The sequence below is a fragment of the Mesorhizobium sp. P2_E9 genome (assembly GCF_056403815.1).
Genome location: NZ_JBFUET010000013.1, coordinates 214,841 through 226,778, shown reverse-complemented (window position 1 = coordinate 226,778; position 11,938 = coordinate 214,841). Strand labels below are relative to the sequence as shown.

Genomic DNA, 11,938 nt, shown 5'->3' with positions numbered 1-11,938 from the left:
ATGTCTTCTGTGGATGGCTCCCGCATTGCAAGGGGTGATTTGACGTTTTTGACGATTGGGTCAGGTGCAGTCTTCTGTCCGGCCTGTTGATGCAGTCGTTCATGTTGACCGCTGGCCTTGATGGTATCCGCGAGTCAGGTCCCACTCTGCTTTGCGGGCAATGACGCCCACGACATTCGCACGGGTTATCCCAGCTCCCGGTATGACCGGTTCGCCATCACATCTCATCGCCCTTGCAACTGGTGAACTTCCTTTTCCTTCGCGTCTTGTTTGATGGCCACCGAACCAGATCAGGCTGCGGCGCTGATCGGCGCCCGGTAGGTTCCTCCGCGCGTCATGATCGCCCAGGCCACGCGCGCCGTCCGGTTGGCGGCAGCCACCGTCACGAGACGTGCCGGTTTGCGCGCCAGCATGGCAGACAGGCGCGGATCAACCGAGTCAGGCTTTGTCCTTGCCCGCCGAACGAGCGAAGTCATGCCGACCACCAGCAGCCGGCGCAGATAGCGATCGCCCATGCGCGAGATCTTGCCCAATCGTTCCTTGCCTCCGCTGCAGTTGGCAAGCGGCGTCAGGCCCAGCGAAGCGGCGAATTGTCGGCCCGAGCGGAAGCGCTCTGGTTCAATCACCGAGGCAGCCAGCGCAGTGGCCGAGATGACCCCGATACCGGGGATCGTCGCAAGCCGCTGCGACAACTCGTTTGAGCGATGCCAGGCGAGGAGCTCCTTCTCGATTGCTGTCAGCCGGTCCTGCAGGTCTCCGATCTGGCGCGCCAGGCCAACGACGATGCGCTGTGCCAGGGACGGTACTTCGGGCGCCTCGCCGGCCGCTAGCCGCGCGGCAAGCGTAAGCGCGTGGTGCAGCCCGCGCGCCATCTCGATCCCGAATTCGGCGAGCAGCCCGCGCATCATGTTCACCAGCTGCGTGCGCTGCTTGACCAGAAGATCGCGCGTCCGGTTCCATGCCGATCAGACAGGGCGACAGCTTCGCGAAGAAGGGCAGTACCTGCCGGCGGCGCAGCGGCTTGCGGACGACAACATCGCCCACTGCATCAACACAGTGAACCTGAAAAACGCTTTTGGCCAAATCCAGGCCGATCGTGATAATCTCCATGACGGGTGGCTCCCTTGGCTCGTGGTCGCTTTGACAGCATCCACACTTTGGCACTCAGATGCCGGGAGCGGGAGCCATCCACATCATCTGCTTTCAGGCAGTGACGAGGTTGACCTCTATGACCGCCACGAGGCGCATTCCGGTCCGACAGCTTTGGGCCGACAGTGGAATGGCGGCTTTTGGTGTCCGACGAACGATAGCTGACGTTCAGCCCGGTGAGCCAGGATCTGAAGCGACCCGATGCAGGCCGCAGCAGACTCGAAGTGGCACTCGCAACCGCGGAAGCGGTCTCCCTGACAGCGAGGCGCCGGCGTGACGTTTGGCCTAGTAAGTTTTGCGCTCGCAACCTACGCAAATTGGGCGTATCGTTGGCATATCGTCGGCTGCTAATACATGAGCCGGCGACTGAGAGCGCAAGACTCCCGCAGCGGATTGGGCGCGCTAGAATCCACAACTACTCGTTGCGCTCACGAAACAATCTGCCTCTGCCGAAACCTCTTTTGCTCGGTTCCGGCCAGAATTGCCTTTTGCAAATCGGAAGAGGAGCGCTTGATGCAGATTCTGCAAACCCGCCGCCGATTCCTGACCGGCGCTGCAATGGCAGGCGTTGCCGGTATCGTCGGTCTTCCGGAGTCACTCCACACCGAGCCGCTGGAAACAACGACGGTTCGTCTGCCGCGGTGGGTTGGTGGTTCCTATTGCTGGGCAGGCGCGTACATCGCCGGAGAACTTATGCGCGCAGAGGGCTTCACCGACGTTCGCTACGTAGAAGCCGACAGAAGCGTCGACCAATCGGAATGGATCGCACGGGGTGAGACCGATTTCTCTGTGAACTTTCCGCCGAATCAGATCGCGTCGATCGACGCTGGCGTGCCGATCAAGGTGCTAACCGGGTTGCACTCGGGATGCCTCGAACTGATCGCCAAGGAGAGCATCCGCAGCGTCACGGATCTGCGAGGCAAGAGGGTGGGCGTGGATGGTTTCAATAACTCGCGACACGTGTGGCTGTCCCTCATGTCCGCCTATGTCGGGCTCGATCCCGTCAACGATATCCAGTGGGTCTTGACTGAGGACGTCAAGCCGACGGAACTCTTCGTCCAAGGGAAGATCGACGCATTCCTCGGGACGCCGCCCCAGCCGCAGGAGCTGCGAGCCAAGAAGATCGGCCACACGATCCTCAACAATGCCGTCGACCGCCCATGGTCACAGTATTTCTGCTGCATGATCTCCGCCACGACGGACTACGTGAACAGGTACCCGGTGGCGACCAAGCGGGTCTTACGATCCATCCTCAAGGCCGCCGACCTCTGCGTGTCGGATCCGCAGTGGGTGGCTCGGCAGATGGTCGATCGCGATTTCGTCCCGTCGCATGACTACGCGCTCCAAACGCTCAAGGATATCCGGTACGACCGCTGGCGGGAATTCGATCCTGAAGACTCCCTGCGGTTCTACACACTGCGCATGCAGGAGACGGGCATGATCAAATCGAGCCCGCAACAGATAATCGCCAACGGAACGGACTGGCGCTTCCTCAACGAGATTAAGCGCGAGCTGAAGGCCTGAGCAGCTGGCTGACTCGTTGTGCCTTTTTTCCTTGGGAAGGAGGAGCCCATGCAGATCATCCAGAACCGCCGTCATTTCCTGGCCGGCGCTGCGGCCGCCGGCGCCGCAGGACTTATCGGCACCGCAACACAAGCCCGGGCCGAGCCGCCGCTGGAGACCACTTCCGTCCGCCTGCCGCGGTACATCGGCGGCGCCTATTGCTGGGCGGGCTTGTACATCGCCGGAGAAATGATGCGCGCCGAGGGGTTCACCGATGTCCGCTATGTGCAAGGCGACAAGAAGGTTGATCATTCGGCGTGGATCGCAAACGGCGAGACGGATTTCAGTGTGAACTACGTGCCGATTCATCTGGCGTCGATCGATGCAGGAGTGCCGACCAGGGTACTAAGCGGACTGCACTCCGGGTGCCTCGAACTGATCGCCAACGACAGCGTCAAAGGCATCTCGGACCTGCGGGGAAAGCGGGTTGGGGTCTTTACGCTTGATTCGCCGCAATACGTGTTGGTTTCTCTGATGGCCGCCTATGTTGGGCTCGACCCCGTCAACGACATCGAATGGGTCATCGAAGAACACAATTTTGCGGAAGGCTTCATCGAAGGAAAATACGATGCAGTCCTCGGCCAACCGCCCCGCACGCAGGAACTTCGCTCCAGGAAAGTAGGCCATACGATCCTCAACTCGACCACCGACCCGCCCTGGTCGCAGCATTTCTGCTGCATGATTTCCGCGACTGCGGATTATGTCGACAGGCATCCGGTGGCGACAAAGCGCGTGCTCAGGGCCATCCTCAAGGGCGCCGACCTCTGCGCGTCGGATCCGCCATTGGTAGCGCAGCAGATGGTCGATCGCGAGTTCGTCCCGTCGTATGACTACGCGCTCCAAACGCTGAAGGATATCCGGTACGACCGGTGGCGGGATTTCGATCCTGAAGACTCGGTGCGCTTCTATGCGCTGCGCATGCAGGAGACAGGCATGATCAAGTCGAGCCCGCAGACGATCATCGCCAAGGGCACGGACTGGCGTTTCCTCGACGAACTGAAGCGGGAGCTGAAGACGTAGGCATCGCCAACACGCCGTGACCTTTCAAAGTTAAGGAGCGCCCGATGCAGATCATCCAGAACCGCCGCCATTTCTTGGCCGGTGCTGCGTCAGTCGGCGCCGCCGCCCTTTTCGGCACCTCGACACCGGCTTGGGCTGAGGCGCCGCCGGAGACGACCACGGTTCGCTTACCCGTGTTCTACAAGATTTCCGACTGCCAGTTACCCGAATACATCTCTACGGAACTGCTGCGCGCCGAGGGCTTCACCGACATCCAATTCGTGGCCTCCGGCACCGGCCCTGATTCACCAGATTGGCTCGCTCATGGCGAGCTAGATTTTGATTGGCCCTTCTTGCCGGCAGCGATCCGCTCGATCGACAGCGGCGCTCCGATCAAAGTTTTGGCCGGGATGCATTCGGGATGCCTTGAACTGATCACTGACAAGAGCATTCGCAGCGTTTTGCAGCTCAAGGGCAGGAGGGTGGGTATTGATATCACTAACGGAACCCCACACGAGCTTCTGATCATCATGGCTGCCTATGTCGGCCTCGATCCTATCAACGATATCCACTGGGTTGCCAATCCGGATGTGAGTCCCTTGGAGCTGCTTGCCGAAGGGAAGATCGATGCCTTCCTCGGTATTCCGCCCCTGCCCCAAGAGGCACGCGACCGCAAGCTCGGCCATGTAATCCTCAATACCTCCATCGACCATCCCTGGTCGCAGTATTATTGCTGCATGCTGACCAGCACTGCGGATTATGTGAGCAGATACCCGGTAGCGACCAAGCGCGTGTTGCGCGCTCTACTCAAGGCCGTGGACCTTTGCGTGTCCGACCCAGAGCGAGTGGCTAGGCTGGCAGTCGAGAGGGGCTTCGCCAGCCGCTACGACTATGCGCTGCAGGCAATGGGCGATGTGCGTTACGACACCTGGCGAGACTATGACGCCGAAGACTCGATGCGGTTCTATGCATTACGCATGCAGGAGACAGGCATCACCGCAGCTAGCCCAGAGAAGATCATCGCCGAGGGCACGGACTGGCGCTTCCTCAACGAGATCAAGCGGGAATTGAAAGGCTGACAAGAACTGGCACTGTGTGCCTTGATGCAAGGAGTGACCCCATGCACATCATCCAGAATCGCCGCCGCTTCATGGCCGGCCTCGCGGCGGGTGCCGCGGGATTAGTCGCAGGCCCGAGGCTGGGGCTCGCCGAGCCGGCGCCAGAGACGACGAAAGTCCGGCTGCCGGTGTTCGCCAAGGTCTCGGACTGCCAATCGCCGATGTATGCGGCCACCGAGCTTCTGCATGCCGAAGGCTTGACCGACGTTGAGTTCGTGTCTTCGGGCACCGGCCCGGATTCGTCGGACTGGATCGGCCACGGCGAGATCGACTTCGACTGGAACTACCCGCTCGCGCATGTGCTTAACATTGCAAAAGGCGCGCCGATAAAAGTCTTGACCGGCTTGCATGTCGGCTGTCTTGAGCTGATCGCAAACGATCGGGTCGTTGGCATCCCTGATCTGAAGGGTAAGACGGTCGGAGTGGACGGCAGCACCATCCAGTATCTGTTGCTGAATGTGATGTCTTCCTATGTCGGCCTTGATCCGGCAAAGGATTTCGAAACTCTTGTAACCCCCGATGCGGTTCAAAGCCTCGCGGAGGGTAGGATCGATGCGTTCCTCGGCGGACCGCCCACGCCCCAGCAGGCGCGCGAGCGAAAGCTTGGCCATGTACTTGTCAGCACGGCGATCGACAAACCATGGTCGCAGTATTTTTGTTGCATGCTCGCGAGCACCGCAGATTACGCAGGACGTTACCCGATGGCGACTAAACGAGTCATGCGCGCCCTACTCAAGGCCGTGGACCTATGCATAACCAATCCGGAAGCGGTTGCGAAAAGTGCGGTCGATACAGGCTACGCCAGTGACTACACGCTTCAGGCTATCCGTTCCGACATACGCTACGACAAATGGCGCGAATATGACCCCGAGGACTCCCTGCGTTTCTATGCGCTGCGTATGCAGGAGACAAATGCGGTCACGATGAGGCCACAGGAGGTCCTGGACCGCGGCACCGACTGGCGTTTCCTTAAGGAGCTCAAGCGCGAGATGAAGACATGAGCCGCTGGCCGACGCGCGCGTTGCTGCTCCTCGCCCTCGTCGCTGCGGCTGCGCATACCTCTGCGCACGAAGCGTCAGCGCACGCGGGGGACAGCGAGCGCCTGCCGATAATGGGCGCTGCACCGGATTTCACGCTGATATCGCAGGACCACAAGCCGGTGTCGCTGCACGACTTTCGCGGCAAGGTGGTCGCCATTGCATTCATCTATACGTACTGTACCGACGTCTGCCCGATGCTGACCGCCCATATGGCCAGCGTGCAGGAGAAGCTGGGTTCTGCGTTCGGGTCGAAGATCGACTTCATTTCGATCACCGTCGACCCGGAGCGCGATACGCCCGACGTGTTGAAAGAATATGCGCAGAATTTCGGCGCCGATTTGAAGGGCTGGTCGTTTCTTACCGGTGACCCTGCGACTGTCCATGAGGTTGGACGGAAATACGGTGTTATCGCAAGAAAAAGGGCGGATGGTGACGTCGACCACACGCTGCTGACGTCGATAGTAGACCCGAACGGCATCTTGCGCGTACAGTATCTCGGCGTTCGGTTCGACCTCGAGGAGTTCCGGGGTGACCTTCTCAGCATCTTGGATGAATCCAAATAACACAACGAACCGGCTGGTCCGCTGGGTTGCGCGGCTGCCAGCGCGCGTCCAGACCAAGCTGCTGATTGCGTTCCTGTCGATCGTCGGACTGCTGATCGTCCTCGGGGCCGTCGGGTTGCAGGTGCTGAGCGGGGTCAATGATCAGACCAACGAGCTGATCAAGCTGCAGCGCAGGATCGCAGCCTATCGCCAAGTCCAGCACGACACGACGAACCAACTTTACGGCATCTCGACCGCACTCTTGCTTCAGGACAACCGGATGCTGGATGCGGCGCTGCGCCAGCTCAATCAGTTCGGCTACGACCTCGACCGCATGGAGTTCGTCGCCAAAGCCGAGGTGGAAGTGCTTGGCCAGGTCAGGCAAGAGTACGAACGGCTGACGGCCGGGGTGACGCACGTTGCAGAGCTCGTCCGCGCCGGCCGCACTGAGGAGGCGCGCAAGGTTCAGCTCGATGAAATCATACCGTCGGCTGATCGCCTCGAGCGGCTGACAAACCAGCTGGTCAACATGGCCGAAGCCGACATGGTGGCGGCAATCGAAGCGTCCGAGGGGGCGTACGGAACCTCCCGACTGATCGTGGTCTCCTTTGCCGTCGGCAGCATCCTGCTGGCGCTGGGACTTGGCTACATCATATCCTGGTCATTGATTGAGCCGGTCAAGAAGATCGAAACGCGCCTCAGCCAGATAGCGGCCGGCGACTTCGCCCAACAGGTTGCCGTCGCCAACCGGGACGAGCTGGGAGCGCTTGCGGACAACGTCAACCAGACATCCGAGCAGCTGGGGCGGCTGTATCAGGAGGTACAGGCGCGCACGGCTGAGCTCGCACGCTCAGTCGGCGAACTGGAGGCACTCGGGGAAGTCAGCAAGGCGGTCAATTCGACGCTCGATCTCGACATGGTGCTGCAGACGATCGTAGCTAAGGCGGTTCAACTGTCGGATACGGATGCAGGCACCATCTATGTGTTCAGCAGCACAAGACAACAATTCCGCTTGCGCGCGACCTATGGGATGAGTGACGGCCTCGTTGCCGCGCTCTCCGACCAGGCCATCGGGCCGAACGATCTGGGCCTTGGCGACGCTGCACAGCGTCGCGCGCCCGTCCAGATACCTGATCTCGGCGCGGGAGCGCCCTCTCACGCTCAGAAGATCGTGCTCGACGCCGGCTATCGCAGCATCCTGGTAATTCCACTACTCAGGCCCAACAAGATCGTCGGTGCACTGGTCGTCAGGCGCCACAAGCCAGGTGCCTTCCATGAGCAAGTTGTCCACCTGCTGGAGACCTTCGCAGCCCAATCGGTGCTCGCGATCCAGAATGCCAAGCTGTTCCGCGAGATCGAGGAGAAAGGCCAGGAGCTGGAGGCAGCTAGCCGCCACAAGTCCCAGTTCCTCGCGAATATGAGCCACGAGCTCAGGACACCGCTCAATTCGGTCTTGGGCTTCACAGAACTGCTGGTCGACGGCATCTACGGCGAACTCCCGGACAAGGCAAAGACGACCGTCGCGCGCGTGCAGGCAAACGGCCGTCACCTCCTCGGGCTCATCAACGACGTACTCGACCTTTCCAAGATCGAAGCCGGCCAGCTCAGGCTGGCGATCGAGGACTACTCCGTCGCGCAGATTGTTCGATCGACCGTTACGGCTGTCGAGCCGCTGGCACGAGCGAAGGGTCTTGAGCTTTCAACGACTGTTGCCGAGAACCTTCCATTCGGCCGCGGGGACGAACGCCGTTTGACGCAGGTCCTGCTCAATCTTGCAGGCAATGCCGTCAAGTTCACCGAAACGGGTGCGGTCGACATTCTTGCCGATGCGGTCGACGGGCACTTCGAGATCACCGTCCGAGACACCGGTCCCGGCATCGCGTCCAAGGACCAGGCTCTCATCTTCGAAGAATTCCAGCAGGTCGACAACAGCAGCACCAGGCAGAAGGGTGGCACAGGTCTTGGCCTGGCGATCTCGAAGCGCATCGTCGAAATGCATGGCGGAACCATAGACGTCGAGTCGGTGATCGGGTCAGGGTCGACATTCCGTCTGAAGGTACCAATCCGGGTGAATGAGGACGTGAGGGCCGCATGAGCAAACGAATCCTGATGGTGGAAGACACCGAGGACAACCGCCAGATCATCCGCGATCTCATTGCCACCACCGAATACGAACTGATCGAGGCGGCGGACGGCGCCGCCGGCATCGCTGCAGCCGGAGCGCACAGGCCAGACCTGATCCTTATGGACATTCAGCTCCCGGTGATCGACGGGTATGAAGCGGCACGCCGCATCAAGGCCGACCCGGCGCTCCGGCACATTCCGATTATAGCCGTCACCTCCTACGCGTTGTCGGGCGACGAGGCGAAAGCCCTTGCTGCTGGGTGCGATGGTTACATTGCCAAGCCATTCAGTCCGCGGCAGCTGCTCGCCGAGATTCGCCAGTTCCTTTCCTGAGGGAGACAGTGCCTTGCACGATCCGCCTCGCATTCTCGCGGTCGACGATACCCCGGAAAATCTCGAGATCCTGCGCATGCGCCTCGAGGCAAATGGCTACGAAGTGGCAACCGCCGCCGATGGTGAAGAGGGGCTTGCGAAAGCCTGCGAACTCACGCCAGATCTGATCCTGCTCGACATCATGATGCCGAAGCTCGACGGCATTGCCGTGGTGCGCCTGCTCAAGCAGGACATCTCCCTGCAGGCGATTCCGGTCATCCTCGTCACCGCGAAGGCCGACACGCGCGATGTGGTCGAGGGGCTCGATGCCGGCGGCGACGATTATCTGACGAAGCCCTTCGAACACCAGGCGCTGCTAGCGCGCGTGCGATCAATGCTGCGCCAGAAAGCGCTTCACGATACAGTCGCAAGCCAGGCCCAACTGCTTCAGGATCAGGCCGCGCAGCTTTCCGGCTGGAACCGCTCGCTCGAGCAGACCGTGGCGGAGCAGGTGACCGAGATCGAGCGAATGGGCCGACTCCGGCGGTTTCTGCCCGCGCAGGTCGCCGACCTCATCGTTGCGTCGGGAAATGGCGACGCGCTTCTGCAGAGCCATCGTCGCGAGGTAACCGTCGTTTTCTGCGATCTACGCGGCTTTACAGCCTTCGCGGAGACCGCGGAGCCTGAGGAGGTGATGACGGTTCTTGGCGAGTATCACGCCTGTCTCGGCGAACAAATCGTCCGCTACGAAGGGACTTTGGAGCGGTTCGTCGGCGACGGTATCGTCGTGGTTTTCAACGATCCACTGCCGTGCGCCGACCATTCCGAGAGGGCCGTGTCTATGGCCGCGGCGATGCGCGATGCGATTAACGGGCATTCGGAGCAATGGCGCAAGCGGGATTACTTGCTCGGCTTCGGAATCGGCATTGCTCGAGGCCATGCAACCATCGGACGGATCGGTTTCGATCAGCGCGCCGACTATGCGGTAATCGGCACTGTGTCGAACCATGCGGCTCGATTGTGCGAAGAGGCGAAGGCTCGGCAGATTCTCGTCAGCCAACGGGTCTTCGGCGCTGTCGAATCACTGGTCGAATCCGCTCCGGTTGGTGAACTGACGCTAAAGGGTTTTCGCCGCCCGATGCTTGCCTATGAAATCGTGCGGTGGATCGGTCGGCCAAGCTCGCGTTAGACGCACTCCGGTTTCTTTCGGACGATACGGCCCGTAGAACCGTGGGCATGTATCCCAGACATCGAAATCGCCGCAACGGGGAGAAGCGGTCGATCCGCCAGTAACAACCCAATGGCAGCCTATGGCGCAAACGAGCCTTCTCGCCTGTTCACTCGGATGTCTGCTTTTGGGATGCAGCTATGGCCTGCTCAACGACCGACGTTGGGCGCAAAGCGGCCGTCAATGTCTCAGCAGAAGTAAGTCGTCTTTGGATCAAACTTACCCTTTGCTGCCAAGGATAGACGAGACGTCCTCAGATCGACGCGCCAGTCGAACACCAGCGCCGCCACCGTTCTCCGGAATGAATTCGATCCCGGCCGCTTCGAAGACCGTACGAATTGCAGCGATGGTTGAATTCTTTAGCTGTTCGCCTCTTTCCAACCGCGCGATGGTGTCGGGAGATACGTTTGCATTCAGGGCCAGCTCTCGAGTTCCCCAGCCCAACGCGACACGTGCCATCTTGCATTGAACTGCATTCATTTCGTAACCGTGATACGATTCTTGTTGATCCATCGCCGCTTTTTCAATATCGTACCTCTGATACGATTTTTCGCATGAAAGCGGCCGCTGTTGGTGTGCAACCACCCCTCAGCAGCCCGACCACAACCCCAAGCTGATTGGAGCTCGGATCATGGCTGATTCCGACAATAGCATGACTCTGCCTTTCGTCACCCGCAGGCGAGTGATTGCGGGAGGGATGATCACGTCCATCGCTTTGGTGCTTGAGGAAAGTGCACTTGCCGGCAACGGTGCTGCAACGAGTGCACTCCCCGACCCAGCGCTGACGCTTTGGCGGGAATGGGAGACAGCCCACAAACTGACCGAGCGGCTTTGCCGCAGGCAGCAGCGTCTGGAGATGAGGCTTGTCGAGAGCGTCGGCTTTCCTTGCGTGACCGTCCGCCTGCCAGAGAGGGGGGACGTGACGATCCACTCGATCGAAGCGCTCAATGAAGTGCTTGGCAAGGGGCCGGATATGGCGGCTCTACGCAGGAAGGCCGAAGCTGATTTCGCATCGCATCAGGCACGCTGGAATGCGGCCGCCGAGGAGGCTGGCTACACCGCAGCGCTCAGGGCCGAGCGCGAGGCTGGCGATAGGGCAGAGGATCTGCTGGAAGCGTTCTCAACCACCCCCGCCACGACTCTCGCCGGTGTGGCGGGCAAGCTCGATGCCGTGTTGCGCGAGGGCGAGGCGTGGGAAGAATGCTCGGAGTTCCCCTGGCCGCAAATCCGCTCGGCGCTCAGCGATCTGGAGCGCATCGGGAAGCAGACGATGCAGGAACAGTTCTTTCACCGCGAGCAGCGTCCCAAGCTCCGCAAGCGGCGGTCCGGCTGCTGTTACCGCGCCTGAAAGGCGAATGGCGCGAGGCACCAGCGTCACTTCGGATCGCCGCCACCAAGGTCGCCGCATCGAGAAGCAGTCTCATGCAAGCATATTGGATATCGCCTGTGATACTGCAGGAGCCTCGAACTTTGACAATTTGGCTTGGTTTCGGAATTCCCAAATCGCAGCGCGCAAGTATTTGCACGCCACCGTACGACCGCGCTGCAACTGAACTTGTCTCGCTGACCATCACGCCGCTCAATGCCCTTGATCTACACAGAAGAGCGGGCATGCCATGGTGGACGAGGCTAAACCTGGGAACGACAGCGCAAGCCATGATTACAAAGCTGACATCTCGGCACGAGACATGGCTGAACGGGCCGTCCTGTCGATCGCCTGTTTGTTGGGTCGGCGGGTTGCTCGGGAGCATTTCGAGGAATTGCAGACGGCGAACGACAACAAAGTTCATCCTCCTGAGAAAGCACCGTCAGAAGGGGAGGGTGGGGACGGCGGCGGCGGACATTAGCAAACAGAGGCAGAGG

Annotated in this window: 11 protein-coding genes and 1 pseudogene; 10 read left to right on the top strand and 2 right to left on the bottom strand. The window is 60.4% G+C overall.

The window, feature by feature from the left end; all coding sequences use genetic code 11:
- Window positions 1-290: 290 nt before the first annotated feature.
- A pseudogene (locus AC1D05_RS23990) lies at window positions 291-1,110 on the bottom strand (IS110 family RNA-guided transposase).
- Window positions 1,111-1,662: 552 nt separating this feature from the next.
- Between AC1D05_RS23990 and AC1D05_RS23985 the strand changes: the two are divergent.
- From AC1D05_RS23985 to AC1D05_RS23950, 8 genes are read left to right on the top strand one after another with little or no spacing between them, the layout of a single operon-like run.
- Window positions 1,663-2,673 (top strand): ABC transporter substrate-binding protein, encoded by a 1,011-nt coding sequence (locus AC1D05_RS23985; protein ID WP_477444212.1) that lies wholly within the window; start codon window positions 1,663-1,665, stop codon window positions 2,671-2,673.
- A gap of 48 nt (window positions 2,674-2,721) precedes the next feature.
- Window positions 2,722-3,732 (top strand): ABC transporter substrate-binding protein, encoded by a 1,011-nt coding sequence (locus AC1D05_RS23980; RefSeq protein ID WP_477444211.1) that lies wholly within the window; start codon window positions 2,722-2,724, stop codon window positions 3,730-3,732.
- Between the two features lie 44 nt (window positions 3,733-3,776).
- A complete protein-coding gene (locus AC1D05_RS23975) occupies window positions 3,777-4,790 on the top strand; it encodes an ABC transporter substrate-binding protein (RefSeq protein ID WP_477444210.1) in 1,014 nt (337 codons plus the stop codon).
- Window positions 4,791-4,831: 41 nt separating this feature from the next.
- Window positions 4,832-5,830 (top strand): ABC transporter substrate-binding protein, encoded by a 999-nt coding sequence (locus AC1D05_RS23970; protein WP_477444209.1) that lies wholly within the window; start codon window positions 4,832-4,834, stop codon window positions 5,828-5,830.
- Window positions 5,827-6,432 (top strand): SCO family protein, encoded by a 606-nt coding sequence (locus tag AC1D05_RS23965; protein WP_477444208.1) that lies wholly within the window; start codon window positions 5,827-5,829, stop codon window positions 6,430-6,432. Before AC1D05_RS23970 ends, AC1D05_RS23965 begins: the two co-directional genes overlap by 4 nt.
- Window positions 6,398-8,506: a sensor histidine kinase gene (locus AC1D05_RS23960; RefSeq protein WP_477444207.1), complete on the top strand. Its 2,109-nt coding sequence runs from the start codon at window positions 6,398-6,400 to the stop codon at window positions 8,504-8,506. The genes AC1D05_RS23965 and AC1D05_RS23960 overlap by 35 nt, the downstream gene beginning before the upstream one ends.
- Window positions 8,503-8,868 (top strand): response regulator, encoded by a 366-nt coding sequence (locus AC1D05_RS23955; protein WP_477444206.1) that lies wholly within the window; start codon window positions 8,503-8,505, stop codon window positions 8,866-8,868. The genes AC1D05_RS23960 and AC1D05_RS23955 overlap by 4 nt, the downstream gene beginning before the upstream one ends.
- Window positions 8,869-8,881: 13 nt before the next feature.
- The gene (locus tag AC1D05_RS23950; protein WP_477444205.1) at window positions 8,882-10,036 is read left to right on the top strand and encodes a response regulator; all 1,155 of its coding nucleotides are present in this window, start codon (window positions 8,882-8,884) and stop codon (window positions 10,034-10,036) included.
- Between the two features lie 258 nt (window positions 10,037-10,294).
- Here AC1D05_RS23950 and AC1D05_RS23945 read toward each other — a convergent pair whose 3' ends face one another.
- The gene (locus AC1D05_RS23945; RefSeq protein WP_206438833.1) at window positions 10,295-10,555 is read right to left on the bottom strand and encodes a helix-turn-helix domain-containing protein; all 261 of its coding nucleotides are present in this window, start codon (window positions 10,553-10,555) and stop codon (window positions 10,295-10,297) included.
- A 151-nt stretch (window positions 10,556-10,706) separates the two neighbouring features.
- On the opposite strand from AC1D05_RS23945, the gene AC1D05_RS23940 reads away from it, so the two are divergent.
- Together AC1D05_RS23940 and AC1D05_RS23935 are read left to right on the top strand one after the other, a co-directional pair.
- The gene (locus tag AC1D05_RS23940) at window positions 10,707-11,423 is read left to right on the top strand and encodes a hypothetical protein (RefSeq protein ID WP_477444204.1); all 717 of its coding nucleotides are present in this window, start codon (window positions 10,707-10,709) and stop codon (window positions 11,421-11,423) included.
- Window positions 11,424-11,691: 268 nt separating this feature from the next.
- Window positions 11,692-11,922, top strand: coding sequence for a hypothetical protein (locus AC1D05_RS23935; protein ID WP_477444203.1), 231 nt, complete (start codon window positions 11,692-11,694; stop codon window positions 11,920-11,922).
- Window positions 11,923-11,938 lie beyond the last annotated feature (16 nt).